The sequence below is a fragment of the Alteribacter salitolerans genome, from assembly GCF_016901055.1.
Taxonomy (GTDB): domain Bacteria; phylum Bacillota; class Bacilli; order Bacillales; family Salisediminibacteriaceae; genus Alteribacter; species Alteribacter keqinensis.
Window position 1 is genome coordinate 22,183 of the sequence record NZ_JAFEUX010000001.1, and the last position, 14,644, is coordinate 36,826.

General features: G+C 45.8%; 16 protein-coding genes. All 16 read left to right on the forward strand.

Annotated features, from left to right (window positions below):
• The first annotated feature begins 18 nt into the window (after nt 1–18).
• The 16 genes from smc (at nt 19) to JSY36_RS00195 (ending at nt 14,215) form a co-directional block, all read left to right on the forward strand.
• Nucleotides 19–3,588 carry a chromosome segregation protein SMC gene (gene smc, locus JSY36_RS00120; protein ID WP_205164764.1) on the forward strand — a complete coding sequence of 1,190 codons (3,570 nt, stop codon included), beginning with the start codon at nt 19–21 and terminating at the stop codon, nt 3,586–3,588.
• Nucleotides 3,589–3,603: 15 nt separating this feature from the next.
• Entirely contained in the window at nt 3,604–4,602 is a 999-nt protein-coding gene (ftsY, locus tag JSY36_RS00125) for a signal recognition particle-docking protein FtsY (protein ID WP_205164765.1), read from the forward strand.
• Nucleotides 4,603–4,693: 91 nt separating this feature from the next.
• Nucleotides 4,694–5,023, forward strand: a complete 330-nt coding sequence (locus JSY36_RS00130; RefSeq protein WP_122897139.1) for a putative DNA-binding protein — start codon at nt 4,694–4,696, stop codon at nt 5,021–5,023.
• An 11-nt stretch (nt 5,024–5,034) separates the two neighbouring features.
• Nucleotides 5,035–6,393, forward strand: coding sequence for a signal recognition particle protein (ffh, locus tag JSY36_RS00135; protein WP_205164766.1), 1,359 nt, complete (start codon nt 5,035–5,037; stop codon nt 6,391–6,393).
• 135 nt (nt 6,394–6,528) lie between these two features.
• Nucleotides 6,529–6,801 carry a 30S ribosomal protein S16 gene (gene rpsP, locus JSY36_RS00140; protein ID WP_026689927.1) on the forward strand — a complete coding sequence of 91 codons (273 nt, stop codon included), beginning with the start codon at nt 6,529–6,531 and terminating at the stop codon, nt 6,799–6,801.
• Nucleotides 6,802–6,883: 82 nt separating this feature from the next.
• The gene (locus JSY36_RS00145; RefSeq protein ID WP_122897137.1) at nt 6,884–7,111 is read left to right on the forward strand and encodes a KH domain-containing protein; all 228 of its coding nucleotides are present in this window, start codon (nt 6,884–6,886) and stop codon (nt 7,109–7,111) included.
• 69 nt (nt 7,112–7,180) lie between these two features.
• Nucleotides 7,181–7,600: a YlqD family protein gene (locus JSY36_RS00150; RefSeq protein WP_122897136.1), complete on the forward strand. Its 420-nt coding sequence runs from the start codon at nt 7,181–7,183 to the stop codon at nt 7,598–7,600.
• On the forward strand, nt 7,590–8,114 hold the full coding sequence (rimM, locus tag JSY36_RS00155; protein WP_205164767.1) for a ribosome maturation factor RimM: 525 nt from the start codon (nt 7,590–7,592) through the stop codon (nt 8,112–8,114). Before JSY36_RS00150 ends, rimM begins: the two co-directional genes overlap by 11 nt.
• The gene (trmD, locus tag JSY36_RS00160; protein WP_122897134.1) at nt 8,111–8,845 is read left to right on the forward strand and encodes a tRNA (guanosine(37)-N1)-methyltransferase TrmD; all 735 of its coding nucleotides are present in this window, start codon (nt 8,111–8,113) and stop codon (nt 8,843–8,845) included. The genes rimM and trmD overlap by 4 nt, the downstream gene beginning before the upstream one ends.
• A gap of 125 nt (nt 8,846–8,970) precedes the next feature.
• Complete coding sequence (gene rplS, locus JSY36_RS00165) at nt 8,971–9,312, forward strand: 50S ribosomal protein L19 (protein WP_122897133.1); 342 nt, start codon at nt 8,971–8,973, stop codon at nt 9,310–9,312.
• 209 nt (nt 9,313–9,521) lie between these two features.
• Complete coding sequence (lepB, locus tag JSY36_RS00170) at nt 9,522–10,067, forward strand: signal peptidase I (protein ID WP_205164768.1); 546 nt, start codon at nt 9,522–9,524, stop codon at nt 10,065–10,067.
• 12 nt (nt 10,068–10,079) lie between these two features.
• The gene (gene ylqF / locus JSY36_RS00175) at nt 10,080–10,922 is read left to right on the forward strand and encodes a ribosome biogenesis GTPase YlqF (protein WP_205164769.1); all 843 of its coding nucleotides are present in this window, start codon (nt 10,080–10,082) and stop codon (nt 10,920–10,922) included.
• Nucleotides 10,923–11,622: 700 nt separating this feature from the next.
• Nucleotides 11,623–12,393 carry a ribonuclease HII gene (locus tag JSY36_RS00180; RefSeq protein WP_236784340.1) on the forward strand — a complete coding sequence of 257 codons (771 nt, stop codon included), beginning with the start codon at nt 11,623–11,625 and terminating at the stop codon, nt 12,391–12,393.
• Nucleotides 12,394–12,415: 22 nt separating this feature from the next.
• Nucleotides 12,416–13,678 (forward strand): hypothetical protein, encoded by a 1,263-nt coding sequence (locus JSY36_RS00185; protein ID WP_205164770.1) that lies wholly within the window; start codon nt 12,416–12,418, stop codon nt 13,676–13,678.
• Complete coding sequence (locus JSY36_RS00190; protein WP_205164771.1) at nt 13,675–14,058, forward strand: EscU/YscU/HrcU family type III secretion system export apparatus switch protein; 384 nt, start codon at nt 13,675–13,677, stop codon at nt 14,056–14,058. Before JSY36_RS00185 ends, JSY36_RS00190 begins: the two co-directional genes overlap by 4 nt.
• Complete coding sequence (locus JSY36_RS00195) at nt 14,033–14,215, forward strand: hypothetical protein (protein ID WP_205164772.1); 183 nt, start codon at nt 14,033–14,035, stop codon at nt 14,213–14,215. Before JSY36_RS00190 ends, JSY36_RS00195 begins: the two co-directional genes overlap by 26 nt.
• Nucleotides 14,216–14,644: the final 429 nt, after the last annotated feature.

Here is a 14,644-nt window from a genome sequence, read left to right on the forward strand (position 1 = left end):
TAAATGAGGTGGATGGCATTGTTCCTAAAACGTCTCGATCTGGTCGGCTTTAAATCGTTTGCCGACCGACTGTCGATCGACTTTGTTTCCGGGGTGACGGCTGTAGTCGGTCCGAACGGAAGTGGTAAAAGTAATATATCAGACGGTATTCGCTGGGTACTCGGCGAACAGTCAGCAAAAAATCTCCGGGGCGGAAAAATGGAAGACATTATCTTCTCCGGTACGGATTTAAGAAAGCCCCTTAACATGGCAGAAATCACGCTTACGTTAAATAACGAAGAGCAGCATTTGGCTATTGATTACAGTGAAGTAAGTGTAACGCGCCGGGTGTACCGGTCAGGTGAAAGTGAATATTTGATCAACAAACAGCCGTGCAGGCTCCGTGATATCGTAGACCTGTTTATGGATTCAGGACTCGGCAGAGAATCCTTCTCTAATATCGGCCAGGGGAAAATTGAAGAAATCCTGAGCAGTAAACCTGAAGAACGCCGTAAAATCTTTGAAGAAGCTGCAGGGGTACTCAAATATAAAACGCGAAAGCTGAAATCAGAAAAGAAACTTGCAGATACGCAGGACAACTTAAACCGTGTAGATGATATTCTCCACGAACTTCACGGTCAGGTTGAACCACTTCGTGAGCAGGCATCAGTTGCGAAAGAATATTTAGAGAAAAAAGCAGAACTTGAAAAGTTTGAAATCGGCCTTTTTGTAAAGGAAATTGAACATCTCCACGAAAAATGGACTGCGGAAAAAGAAAAACTCGTTTCTTTTCGTGAAAAAGAAGAGAACCTTACCCGTGCTGTGAAAGAAAAAGAGGATGCGGTAGAAGCATTCAGAAGCGACATCCAGGACATTGAGGACTCCATTCAGAAGCTTCAGGACGTTCTTTTGAACACGAGTGAAGAACTCGAAAAGCAGGAAGGCCAGAAGCAGGTCTGGAAAGAGCGGAAAAAAAACTTCGCAAAAAACCGGGAACAGTTTCAAGAAGAGCTGGAAAAGCTTAAGGAACAAAAAGAGAAGCTCGCCCGTGAATGTTACGTTCAGTCCGAAAAGGCAGAAGCCGCCAAGAAGCAGCTGAAGAGAACAGAAAAGGAACGAAAAAAACAAGAGGCACTGTACGAAAAGCTTTCGGAGGATACAGAAGAAAAAATTGAGAGCCTTAAAGGTGAGTACATAGAGTATCTAAATGAAGCAGCTTCTCTAAAGAACGAAAAGCGGTATCTCACCGAACAGCTCGAAAAACAGTCCTTTAAAGAAGAACGCCTTGAACAGGAAAACAAGGACCTTCTTGTAAAACGGGAGCATTACACGCGTGATAAAGAGAAGCAGGATGAATACTATGCCCGGATAAAAGAAGAGATCGATCAGTCTGTCACCTTGTTCCGTAACCTTCAGGCAAAGCTTGAACATGAGGAACAGGAATACCGGAAGAAAGAAACTCTTCTCTATGAGGCTTACCGTCATGCAGAGCAGCTTCGCTCGAAAAAAGAGTTTATGGAAGACATGCAGAATGACTACTCGGGCTTCTTCCAGGGTGTAAAAGAAATCCTGAAAGAGCGGGACCGGAAGTCTTCGGGTATTGAGGGAGCAGTCGCAGAGCTTATCGATGTAAAAAAAGAGCATGAAACCGCTCTTGATATTGCCCTGGGTGCAGCCCAGCAGCACGTAGTTGTACAAAATGAAGCCACAGGCCGCAAAGCAATTGGTTTCTTAAAGCAACGCAGCCTGGGAAGGGCAACTTTTCTTCCTATGGATGTTATGAAGCCCCGGACACTTCCATCCGGAGACCTGACGGCGGTTTCCAATCACCCTGCTTTTGCAGGAGTGGCTAAAGATCTTGTTTCCTTTGACGAACGCTATGAAAATGTCATCGGGCAGCTTCTTGGCAATGTGATTGTCGCACAGGACCTGAAAGGGGCCAATGAAATCGCAAGGCTCGTCCGTTACCGTTTCAGAATTGTCACTCTTGAAGGGGATGTGATTAATCCCGGTGGCGGAATGACCGGCGGAAGCATGGTTAAAAAGAAAAGCCAGCTCCTTGGAAGGCAGCAGGAACTGGAAAGGATGACGGCTAAGCTTACCCGACTCGAGCAGGATGTTCAAAAAGCCGAGGCGGATGTAAAGAATCGTAAAGCAAGGCTGTCAGCCCTCCAGCAGGAAGCAGACCTTGCAAGGAAAAGAGGCGAAGCAACAAGAGATCAGGAGCAGGATGAAAAAGGGAAGTCCAAAGAGCTGGAACTGGCGATCAACAGTTTAAATGACCGCCTTCGAATATATGATCAGGAAAAAGAAGAGTTTGAGCGGGAACGAAAAGAAAAGGAATCCCGCCTGAAAGAACTCGATGAGGCAATTACTGCCGCAGTAGAAAAGACCGAAGCATTAAATAAAGAGATTCAAAGAGTATCCAAGAAACAGGCGGAACAGGCTGTATCAAAAGAAAGCCTTTCAAAAGAACTCACAAACCTGAGGATCATGGAAACGAAAGAGCAGGAACAGCTTCACTATCTTGAGCAGTCATTAACTTCACTGACCGAGTCCTTCAACGATGTAAAAAAAGATCTTTCCTACCGGACAGAGGAGTATGACCAGCTCAGGCGGGAAATTGATTCGCAGGCGGATGACGGGGAAACACTTGAAGAAATCATCGCCAAACGAAAGCAGGAAAAAGAGCAGACGATCAGGCTGATATCCAAACGGAAATCCGACCGGTTAGGCCTGCAGCAGGATCACGATGATACAGAAGTGGTTCTAAGGGAATATAAGCGTCAGCTGAAACAGATGTCAGATGCTGTTCATGAAACAGAAGTGCTCGTAAACCGCACAGACGTGGAACTGGACAATCGTCTGGCTAAGCTGGAAGGTGAATATGAACTCACGTTTGAAGCAGCAAAGGCAAAAGACAACTCCACACTGTCGATTGAAGAAACCCGGACAAAAGTTAAGCTCATTAAACTTGCGATCGAAGAGCTCGGAAGTGTAAATGTCGGAGCGATCGAGGAGTATGACAGAGTTAAAGAACGGCACGATTTTCTGAAGGAACAAAAAGAGGATTTGGAGCATGGTAAAGCCACTCTTCTTCAGGTAATAGAAGAAATGGACAGTGAAATGATCCGCAGGTTTAAAGAAACGTTTTACCAGATTCAGGAGCATTTCAGAGATGTTTTTGTCCAGCTGTTCGGCGGAGGAAGGGCAGATCTTGTCCTGACAAACCCCGACGATCTTCTTGCCACCGGAGTTGATATTGTTGCCCAGCCCCCTGGGAAGAAGCTTCAAAACCTCGGCCTTCTGTCAGGAGGGGAAAGGGCACTTACCGCGATCGCTCTCTTGTTTGGTATTTTAAAAACAAGACCGGTTCCGTTCTGTGTTCTTGATGAGGTGGAAGCCGCTCTCGATGACGCCAATGTGGCCCGTTTTGCCCAATACCTTAAGGAATTCAGCAGGGACACCCAGTTTATTGTCGTTACCCACCGTAAAGGAACGATGGAAGAAGCAGATGTTCTGTACGGGGTTACGATGCAGGAATCGGGAGTTTCAAATCTGGTAAGTGTCAGACTGGAAGAAACGGAAGCCTTAGTCGGCTCCGACTAGGACGGAGGATAAGAAATGAGCTTTTTTAAAAAATTAAAAGAAAAAATTACAACACAGACAGACAGTGTAACGAATAAGTTTAAGGACGGCCTTACGAAAACGAGAGATTCCTTTGTCGGTCAGATGAATGAACTCGTGAAAAACTACCGGACTGTGGATGAAGAGTTCTTTGAAGAACTCGAAGACATCCTCATTTCAGCTGATGTGGGGGTCCATACCGTTATGGACCTAATCGATGAGCTCAAAGACGAAGCTAGACGCCGGAACATTAAAGATGCAAAAGACATTCAGCCGGTCATTTCCGAAAAGCTCGCAGAAATGCTTCAGAAGTCCGAGAATGAAACAGAGCTGAATATGCAGGATACAATGACAGTTATCCTTTTCGTCGGAGTAAACGGTGTCGGGAAGACGACTACAATCGGAAAGCTTGCACACCGTTTTAAACAGGAAGGGAAAAATGTCGTTATGGCTGCCGGGGATACCTTCCGTGCAGGGGCTATTGAACAGCTCGAAGTCTGGGGAGAGCGGGTCGGCGTTGACGTGATTAAACAGCAGGCCGGCAGTGACCCGGCGGCGGTTATGTTTGACGCGATCCAGGCAGCAAAGTCACGTAAGGCGGACGTCCTTCTCTGTGATACAGCCGGCCGCCTTCAAAACAAAGTGAACCTGATGAACGAACTAGAGAAGGTAAAGCGGGTCATCTCAAGAGAGATTCCTGATGCCCCTCATGAAGTTCTCCTCGTCCTCGATGCCACGACGGGGCAAAACGCCATGAGCCAGGCTAAAACGTTTTCAAAGTCAACTGACGTATCGGGGATTGTACTTACGAAACTCGACGGAACTGCAAAGGGAGGGATCGTTCTCGCCATCCGCAATGAGCTTGATATCCCAGTTAAATTTGTCGGTCTGGGAGAAGGAATGGAAGATCTTCAGGAGTTTGAAGCCGATCAGTATGTTCACGGTCTTTTTGCCGATGTGCTGGAGCAGGCTGAAGAGCTTGCAGAAGAGGATTAAAGGAGCGTCAAGATTTTTTCTTGACAGCCCTGCCTGCACCTTGTAAGATATAGTATGTAAAGGATATTCACTTAACAAGGCGGTGCGTCCGGTGATTGAAAAAACAATCCGAATTAATTACCTGTACGATTTTTATCAGTCCCTGTTAACTGACAAACAGAACAATTACATGAGAATGTATTATCTGGATGACTGGTCCCTCGGGGAAATATCGGAACACTTTGAAGTGAGCCGGCAGGCAGTGTATGATAATATACGACGCACAGAGGCTTTGTTGGAAGAATACGAAGAGAAACTCTCGCTGTTTACGCGGTACCAAAAGCGTAATGAAGCATTAAAAGAGCTTCGCACGCTTATTGAAGCAAAGAGAGATAAAGAAGAGATCCTTCGTGTCCTCCACACCCTGGACAAACTTGAATAGGGGGAAACCGAATGGCTTTTGAAGGTTTAGCGGAGCGGCTCCAAGGAACTTTAAATAAAATCCGCGGTAAAGGGAAAGTATCTGAACAAGACGTTAAAGAAATGATGCGTGAGGTCAGGCTTGCCCTTTTGGAAGCGGATGTTAACTTTAAAGTTGTAAAGGATTTTATCGCTCGTGTAAAAGAACGGGCAGTCGGGGCAGATGTATTTGAAAGCCTCACACCCGGACAGCAGGTTATTAAAATTGTTAATGAAGAGCTGACTGCACTTATGGGCGGCGAACAGAGCAAGATCGCCGTAGCCCCGAAGTCACCTACCGTTGTTATGATGGTCGGACTTCAAGGTGCAGGTAAGACAACGACAACAGGAAAGCTCGCAAACCATCTGCGGAAAAAGCACAACCGCAATCCGTTAATGGTTGCAGCAGATATTTACCGTCCGGCAGCTATTAAGCAGCTGGAAACGTTGGGGAAACAGCTTAATATGCCTGTCTTCTCCATGGGAGATCAGGTAAGCCCTGTTGAAATTGCCAGGGAAGCTCTTGCGAAAGCAAAAGAAGATCACAATGATTATGTTCTCATTGATACAGCCGGCCGTCTTCACGTTGATGAAGATCTGATGGGTGAGCTTGATGAGATAAAAGAACTGGCCAATCCCGACGAGATTCTCCTCGTTGTGGATGCTATGACCGGTCAAGATGCAGTAAACGTAGCTGAAAGCTTTAATGAACGGCTCGGTATTACCGGGGTGGTTCTTACAAAGCTTGATGGTGATACACGAGGCGGGGCGGCACTGAGCGTTAAAGCTGTTACGGATACGCCGATTAAGTTTGCCGGTATGGGAGAGAAGGTCGACCAGCTCGAACCGTTTCACCCGGACCGTATGGCATCCCGTATTCTCGGTATGGGAGACGTTCTTACCCTGATTGAGAAGGCTCAGACGAACGTAGATGAAGCCCGGGCCAAAGAGCTCGAGCGTAAAATGCGCACCAATGAGCTTACATTCGATGACTTCCTTGAGCAATTGGGACAGGTCCGTAACATGGGACCTCTCGATGAACTGCTTAACATGATGCCCGGCGCAGGCAAGATGAAGGGCTTAAAAAATGTGCAGGTCGATGATAAACAGATCGGTCAGATTGAAGCGATTGTCCGTTCCATGACCAAAGCAGAGAAAGAAGACCCGTCGATTCTGAATGCAAGTCGCAGACGCCGGATTGCAAAAGGGAGCGGTACATCCATTCAGGATGTGAACCGGCTTATCAAGCAGTTCGGTGAGATGAAGAAGATGATGAAGCAGATGTCAGGAATGCAGCAGAAGGGCAAGAAGAAAAAAGGCGGCTTAGGCAACATGAAATTCCCCTTTATGTAAGCTGAAACTCCTTTTTTATAAGGGTTCACAGATTTTTTTACCTGTGTTAAGGTTTTTTCCTTTACGGGGGTTGTGAACTCGCACAAACTATGATAATATCTTTAATTGTGTTAATTCGATTTGGAGGTGAAACACATGGCAGTTAAAATTCGTCTTAAGCGTATGGGAGCTAAAAAATCTCCTTTTTATCGTGTCGTAGTAGCGGACTCTCGTTCTCCACGTGACGGTCGCTTTATCGAGGAGATTGGAACATATAACCCGTTAACAAACCCAGTTAAATTTGACGTAAACGAAGAAAAAGCGTTGAAATGGATGACAGAGGGAGCTAAACCTTCTGACACTGTTCGCAACCTTTTCTCAAACGTTGGTTTGATGGAAAAGTTTCATAACGCGAAAAACGCAAAATAAGTTTTTCGTCTAACAGGCAGCCAGGTTCAAAGACAGCGTGACCCGCATCTTTGAACCTCTGCTATAAATGAGGTGAGTGACTATGAAAGAATTAGTAGAATCTATTGCTAAAGCCCTTGTAGATCATCCTGAAGATGTCCATGTCACTGAAAACGATGAAGGCCGTTCACTCACACTTAAGCTTTCCGTTCACGCAGACGACATGGGAAAAGTGATCGGAAAACAAGGCCGTATTGCAAAAGCAATTCGTTCTGTTGTCTATGCAGCAGGAGTAAGCCAGAACAAGCGTATTAACTTGGAAATTGGTTAAAGGGTGGGGAATTTCCTCTCCCTTTTTATGTATGCAAAGCGTTCATTATGGATAGTTGGAGGTGACAACGTGCAGATTTTAAAAAAGGTGGTTGTCAAACAGATCTTGACAGAAACGAGTAAGACCCGTCTGAAAGAGCAGTTTCTTTCAAAACAGTACCAGCTGAACAAAGAGCTTCAGCAGCTTGAATTTGTTCTTCATAAAAAACTGAAGGATAATAAAGCGAACGCCAATTATCAGAACTCCCTCAAGCAGAGTTTCCAGAGGGAAATGCAGCGTCGTAAAGAGCGCATCCGCCAGCTTGAAATGAAACTCAGTCAGCTTGATGAACTGGAGCTCGGATCAGAAGTCCGTGAAGGCTCTATTCAAATGATTGAAGAGGTTGAAGAAGGCGATAACTGGGAAGAAATTATGAAAGGTACCGAGATTGTCGTAAAAAACGGCATGGTACATGAAATTCGTAAAGGCGGCATGCAAGATGACGACTGATTGGTTAAACGTGGGTAAGATTGTGAATACTCACGGCATTCGCGGTGAAGTCCGGGTGATTTCCCGCACGGACTTTCCTGAGGAACGATATAAACCGGGAACAGAGCTTTTCGTTAAAAACGAAACAACAAACAAGCGGGAACCCGTTGTGATAAAAAGTCACAGAAAACATAAGCAGTTTGAACTGCTCACGTTTGAAGGCCTTGACAATGTGAATGATGTAGAATCATTTAAAGGCTCCCTGCTGCAGGTGTCAAAAGATGAAACCCCGGAACTTGAAGAAGGAGAGTTTCTTTACTCCGACATTATCGGCTGTTCCGTTCAAACCACAGACGGGGAACAGATCGGGGATATTAAAGAGATTCTCTCTCCCGGCGCCAATGACGTCTGGGTTGTCTCCCGGCGCGGTGCGAAAGACGTCCTCATTCCTTATATTGAAAGCGTTGTGAAGCGCGTGGATATTACGGGAAAAACGGTTACAATCGAACTGATGGAAGGCTTGATCGACGAATGAAGATGACTGTGCTCACCCTGTTTCCTGAAATGTTTGCAGGGGTATTTGATACTTCCATTCTCGGGCAGGCTCAGAAAAAAGGAGTCGTTTCCTTTGACGTTGTAAACTTCAGGGACTTCACCACAGACCGCCATAACCGGGTGGATGATTATCCATACGGCGGCGGCGGGGGAATGGTCCTGACACCGCAGCCTCTTTTTGATGCGGTTGAACTCCATAGTAAAGAAGGGGAAAAGCCGAGAGTGATTCTCATGTGTCCCCAGGGGGCGCGTTATGATCAGAAAAAAGCAGAAGAACTTGCGAAAGAAGAACATCTGATCTTTTTATGCGGTCATTACGAAGGCTATGATGAGCGTATCCGGAAACATCTTGTCACAGATGAGATCTCTATCGGTGATTTCGTACTTACTGGCGGAGAACTGGGAGCGATGGTTGTGGCTGACAGTGTCACACGTCTTTTGCCAGGTGCTCTGGGCAATAAAATGAGCGCCGTAACCGACTCCCACAGCACAGGGCTTCTTGAGCATCCACATTACACGAGGCCGAAAACGTTTCGCGGAATGGACGTTCCCGATGTCCTGTTAAGCGGTCACCACGAGCGTATTGAACAGTGGCGCAGGGAAGAGTCTCTCAGAAGGACGTTTACAAGAAGACCTGACCTTTTAGACAAAATGGAACTTACTAAAGAAGACCTCGCATTTATTGCCAGACTTCGTGCAGAAGAAGAGTAAAAAAAAGTTGTAGTCACAGCTCTGCTGTGCTATTATATACCTTGTGGCTAAAAAGCTGCAGTTATCAAGATGCTCCGCTGTCGCACTATGACAAGAACATCTGGAGGGAAGGAGGCGAACAGCAAATGGAACAGATTATTCGCGATATTACAAAAGAACAATTAAAAGGTGACCTCCCAGAATTCCGTGCCGGAGATACTCTTCGTGTACACGTGAAAGTTGTGGAGGGAACTCGCGAGCGTATCCAGGTTTACCAAGGTGTCGTTATCAAACGCCGCGGAACTGGAATCAGCGAAACGTTCACTGTTCGTAAAGTATCCAACGGTGTTGGAGTAGAACGTACATTCCCAGTACACTCACCTCGTCTGGACAAGATCGAAGTGACTCGTAAAGGTAAAGTACGTCGTGCGAAGCTATACTATCTGCGTGCACTTCGCGGAAAAGCAGCTCGAATCAAAGAACGCTAAGCTTAAACGAACAAAGAAGAGGAGCCTGGGCTTTTGTCCGAGGCTCCTTTTTACATAGGAGGCCAAGTACAAAACAACTTTTTCAGTGCCTTCACATAGTGTGAATGACCCACTTCCTTTCAAGACGGGGATTTTATATGGAAAACAGCAGGTTTATCGATTACAATAATAAAGAATGAAAGTATACATCTGTCTGGAGGCAAGTACATATGGCGAAGTCAGAATCCTGGGAATGGCTGAAAGCTGTTGCTGTTGCATTATTATTAGCCGTTGTCATCCGTTATTTCTTTTTCGCGCCGATTGTGGTGGATGGTGAATCGATGATGCCTACATTAGAGCATAATGACCGTATGATCGTAAACAAAATCGGGTACAGCATTTCAGAGCCTGACCGGTTTGATATTGTTGTTTTTCATGCTACACAAAGTAAAGACTATATTAAAAGGGTTATCGGCCTTCCAGGAGATCATGTAGCCTATGAAAACGATGTGCTTTACATTAATGGCGAATCTGTGGAAGAAGCCTACCTTGATGATTATAAGGAAAACGCTCATAACAAACCCTTTACTGGGGACTTTACACTCGAAGGGCTTACAGGGGAATCAACGGTCCCTGAAGGCCATGTATTTGTGCTCGGGGATAATCGCCAGCACAGTAAAGACAGCCGCCATATAGGAACGATTCCATATGACGAAGTGGTCGGCAAAGCAAATTTTGTGTTCTGGCCGTTTAACGAGTTCAGAATTGTAAACTAGGAGTTGTCACATATGTCCATACAGTGGTTCCCCGGCCATATGGCCAAGGCAAAGAGGGAAGCTAAGGAAAAAATGAAGCTGATAGACGTGGTCATTGAGCTTGTAGATGCACGCATTCCCCTCTCATCAAGAAATCCGGTTATCGATGAGATTACCCAGGGTAAGCCGAGAATGATTATCCTGAATAAATCCGATCTGGCAGATCCGAACATGAACAAGGTGTGGCGCAAACACTTTGAAGACAAAGGTCATGTCGTTATTGAAGTGGACGCCCAAAAGGGGAAAGGCATTAAAGGCATTCCCCCGGCTGTAAAAGAACAGGCATCCGCTATGATCGAAAAAATGATCCGTAAAGGGATGAAGCCAAGAGCGGTTCGTGCATTGATTCTCGGTATTCCAAACGTTGGTAAATCCACACTTATCAACCGTCTTGCAAACAAGAAGATTGCAAAGATCGGTGACCGTCCCGGCGTGACGAAAAGTCAGCAGTGGATTAAAGTCGGCAAGGAAATGGAGCTTCTCGATACTCCCGGGATTCTATGGCCGAAGTTCGATGACGAGGCTGTTGGATTCCGCCTTGCTCTGACAGGTGCAATTAAAGAGGAGATCTTTGACTTTCAGGAAACTGCAGTGTTCTTTCTGAAGTATGTAAAAGAAGCGTATCCTGAAATTCTGAAAGACCGTTATAATCTTACTGAAGTGCCTGATGACATTGTCGAGCTTTTTGATGAAATCGGAAAGAAACGAGGATGCCTTGTAAGCGGCGGGCGTGTGGATTACGACCGTACAGCGGAGCTTGTATTCCGTGACTTTCGTTCCGGAAAGCTCGGCCGCCTGACTTTAGAACAGCCTTAAACTGTGAAAAGGCACGCCTATGGCGTGCCTTTGTTTTGGGGCTGGGACGTAAGAGTTTTAGTCAACGAGAATCCGAACAAACCAAAGCGGCGCTAATAAATCGCTCCTGAAATATACTTCGCTTTCCGCTGGAAGCGGGTTAGCCTCCTCCAGCACACCTGCTTCTTCCTCTGCCAGCTAACCTTTGCAACTGTCTGCGTCGAAGCAACTCGTCGCATTTTCATGAAGTAAACGCTCGTCACTGCGGGGTCTCACCTTTGCTTTTCAGAAGGCACTGTAAAAGTTCGATCCTTAACTTTTCCAGTGCCTTCTAAGCAATGAGCGTAACGGTTGCATTTTTTAAAAGACTGGTATGAGTGGGTTTCTCGTAACAGTCGCGCAACCGCTGAAGCCATTGCCACTCAAATAAAAGGCACTGAAAAAGTTGTTTTGTACTTTTTCAGTGGCTTTCTTTTAATCCCGAGGGAGTCTGCGTATATTTCATCCGCTATGTTCGCGCATTGTTCGGATTCTCAGCTAAACGCTTTCTTTATGTCCCAGCCTCTTTGTTTTTGTCTGCAGGCCATTGGTGATGTGTCAGATACTGATCGGAGCAATTGGGGTGTAAATCACCACCAATGTCTAATACAGTATTATGTTTTAACCCATACAGAGCTTAACATAAAAAGAGAATGTACCGATATTTAAAGGAGAGGATACCATGATCGAAATAAAAAAAATGAGTATCAGTAAAATTAAAGAGGAATTACACGATACAGCAGATCCGGAATTTATAAGAGCTCTTGAGGACGACACACGCAAAGGCGTGCAGGTTGCCCTGCGGTCCTATTATAAGCGCATTGCAGAAGAAAAAGTTTTAGCCAAACAATTTGCAACCATGAATACATATGAAGATAACCTGAAACATAACGGATTTAAAGCCATTGCCGGTATTGATGAAGTGGGCAGAGGACCTTTGGCCGGGCCGGTTATTGCAGCAAGCGTCATTCTCCCTGATGATTTTTACCTTCCGGGTCTTACGGATTCAAAAAAGTTATCCAAAGATAAGCGGGAGCAGTTTGCAAGCATCATTAAGAAAACAGCAGAAGCCGTGGGCATCGGTGTGGCAACGGCAAAGGAGATTGACCATTACAATATTTACGAAGCCACTAAAATTGCCATGCAGAGAGCCATACTCGATATGAAAAAAGAAGCGGATTACCTTCTTCTCGATGCGATGACACTGCCCGTTACGACAGAACAGATGTCTTTGATCAAAGGAGATTCAAAAAGTGTAAGCATTGCAGCCGCTTCTGTCGTGGCAAAGGTCGAGCGGGATCAGTATATGACCAGACTGGCCGGCACGCTTCCTGAGTATGGCTTTGATAAGCATATGGGTTACGGAACGAAAGACCATCTTACGGCATTAAGAACGGCAGGAATTACAAAAGAACACAGAAAGTCATTTGCACCTGTAAAAGATCTCATGTGAAAATGTTAAAGGTGGGTTCAAGATGAACGCTGCTTCGGTACAACAGACGTTTGAAAGTATGGTGAGAATAGAAAAAAGCGGTCTCCGTCTTGGGAAAGGCCAAATTCTCCAGGGAACAGTCAAACAGCTTTATCCGAACAACCTTGCCACCATTCAGTATGGCAGCATTCCTGTAAATGCCAGACTTGAAGTGGGACTGGTAAGAGATCGTACTTATTGGTTTGAGGTTGCTTCCACCGGAGGCATTCCGAAACTCAAGGTCCTGAATAGCAGCCAGTCAGCCACTTCGCAGGCCCTTCCCGGTTCCCCTGAGGCTCTAGTAAACGAGTGGAGACTCCAAAAAAGCGGTGTGGAGGATAAATTGCTCCGAATGTTTACTGCTTCCGGAGTTCCCTTCTCAAGGAGCCATATCATTGAGGGGGCATCTTTGTTTCATAACAGCCCGTATCCTGAGAAAACGACTGTTCATACCTTGTCCCATATGGCCCAGAATCAGCTTCCATTTACAAAGGAGACGTTTATGAGCCTGGCAGTCCTTGATGGGGGAGGAAGTACCGGACGTTCGTTGGAGCAGCTCCTTACAGCTCTTAAAGGCCAGCCTGAACAAGCTTCCCTGGTTCAAAGCCTTGAAAAAGCTTTTACAGGAATGTCCGAGTCAAATGGCCGTCCTATCTTCCCGCCACCATTACATACGTTTCTGAGCAGCATGGGCTTATTATATGAACGTAATCTTCAACAAAAAGGAGCGGGCGGGGAAACTGCTGAAAATCTGAAAGCGCGCCTGCTGCAGTTTCTCGGAGAAAAGGGAATCACTGAAGAACAAAGAGGCCTTGCCCGTTCACTCGTGCACCGCCTGACGGGTATGCAGCTTTTGAATATAGACAAAAACCACTCCCTTCACCACCATCTCTTCTATATTCCTGTAAAGTTTGGCGGCCTCACACAGGACGTTACTATCCAGTGGGAGGGACGGAAAAATGAGGAGGGGGGCTGGGACAGTAACCACTGCCGAATCCTTTTTTATCTTGAGCTGGAGGGCTTAAAGGAAACAATTGCTGATGTTCATATCCAGCAGCGTATTGTAACACTGACACTTTTTAATCAATTTCCGGAACCGGTAACTGCTCTGGAAAAATTCAAACCGCTCCTTGAAGCTGCTCTCCTAAAAGGGGATTACAGACTGTCCTCGGTACATTGGAAGCAGCCTGATGATCATAATAGAGAAACCAAGAGAACGATCCCACAAAAGAAGGGTTTTCACAAAGGGATTGATATCAGAGTATGAATGAGAATGAATACATAAAAAGAAAGCGCGCCATTGCCCTGAGGTATGACCGGGAGAGTGCTCCTGTTGTAAAGGCAAAAGGCCGGGGGTATGTGGCTCACAACATTATCAGACAGGCAATAAAAGCCGATCTCCCTGTTTTGGAGGACGAATCACTGGTGCAACTGCTCAGTAAGCTTGAAATCAATGAGGAGGTTCCTGAGGATTTGTACCATGCCGTAGCGGAAGTGTTTGCATTCGTATACAATCTCGATAAAGAATACAGGAAAAAGAAGCAGGAAACATTTTCATGTGTAGATCCGTTAGAAAAGGACATGTTAGAAAAGAATAAATGCCCTGAAGGAGGAACACATAATGGAAAAGAATCAAAACTTTCGTAACGGCCTGCTTGTCGACGGTGTTGAGGAATACATGAACAGCTACCGTGCTGAAATTGCAGAGGAGTTTGGCGTTTACCGCTCTGTAGGTGAATCGGATCAGATTACACAAAATGCAACCCGAAGTGTAATCGAGAAACTAAAAAATGATAAAAAATGAAATCCCGGAATAAAAAAACCGAATCGGAAAAAAAGAAGGTAAACAAAGAGAGCAGCAGTTATTCTTTAAACGTAAAATCAGGCAGCCCCATCAATCCTGAAAGTCCGTTCCCCGGTACAAAAAGACAGACTGACGCCCGCGTTATGCAGGAGCGCAGCTATAAAGAGTGATCGTCCAGGTATGGGTGATCTCTTTTTTGTTACAAAAGACTTTCAGTAATCGGGTTATTTTCTAAGTTTATAAAAAAGGTTGATGCAGCCTTCATGCCCTTCGCTTTCTGAGGGAGGTGCCGGTAAGTCTCCTCATGCTCCGCCGAGGCACTGAAAAAGTCCACTTTCTTTAATAAAGGAAGGTGTTGATTTCCTCTCATTGCACTTTCCGGGGGCGGTTCGGGAGCCTCCTCGACATACTGCTTCTTCCTCTGCCAGC

Excerpts from the sequence above, each read along its gene's own strand:
- JSY36_RS00185 (WP_205164770.1), top strand. The coding sequence starts at position 12,416 with ATGAACGCTGCTTCGGTACAACAGACGTTTGAAAGTATGGTGAGAATA.
- rpsP (WP_026689927.1), top strand. The coding sequence starts at position 6,529 with ATGGCAGTTAAAATTCGTCTTAAGCGTATGGGAGCTAAAAAATCTCCT.
- JSY36_RS00195 (WP_205164772.1), top strand. The coding sequence starts at position 14,033 with ATGGAAAAGAATCAAAACTTTCGTAACGGCCTGCTTGTCGACGGTGTT.
- ylqF (WP_205164769.1), top strand. The coding sequence starts at position 10,080 with ATGTCCATACAGTGGTTCCCCGGCCATATGGCCAAGGCAAAGAGGGAA.
- rplS (WP_122897133.1), top strand. The coding sequence starts at position 8,971 with ATGGAACAGATTATTCGCGATATTACAAAAGAACAATTAAAAGGTGAC.
- JSY36_RS00145 (WP_122897137.1), top strand. The coding sequence starts at position 6,884 with ATGAAAGAATTAGTAGAATCTATTGCTAAAGCCCTTGTAGATCATCCT.
- trmD (WP_122897134.1), top strand. The coding sequence starts at position 8,111 with ATGAAGATGACTGTGCTCACCCTGTTTCCTGAAATGTTTGCAGGGGTA.
- ftsY (WP_205164765.1), top strand. The coding sequence starts at position 3,604 with ATGAGCTTTTTTAAAAAATTAAAAGAAAAAATTACAACACAGACAGAC.
- rimM (WP_205164767.1), top strand. The coding sequence starts at position 7,590 with ATGACGACTGATTGGTTAAACGTGGGTAAGATTGTGAATACTCACGGC.
- lepB (WP_205164768.1), top strand. The coding sequence starts at position 9,522 with ATGGCGAAGTCAGAATCCTGGGAATGGCTGAAAGCTGTTGCTGTTGCA.
- ffh (WP_205164766.1), top strand. The coding sequence starts at position 5,035 with ATGGCTTTTGAAGGTTTAGCGGAGCGGCTCCAAGGAACTTTAAATAAA.
- JSY36_RS00190 (WP_205164771.1), top strand. The coding sequence starts at position 13,675 with ATGAATGAGAATGAATACATAAAAAGAAAGCGCGCCATTGCCCTGAGG.
- JSY36_RS00180 (WP_236784340.1), top strand. The coding sequence starts at position 11,623 with ATGATCGAAATAAAAAAAATGAGTATCAGTAAAATTAAAGAGGAATTA.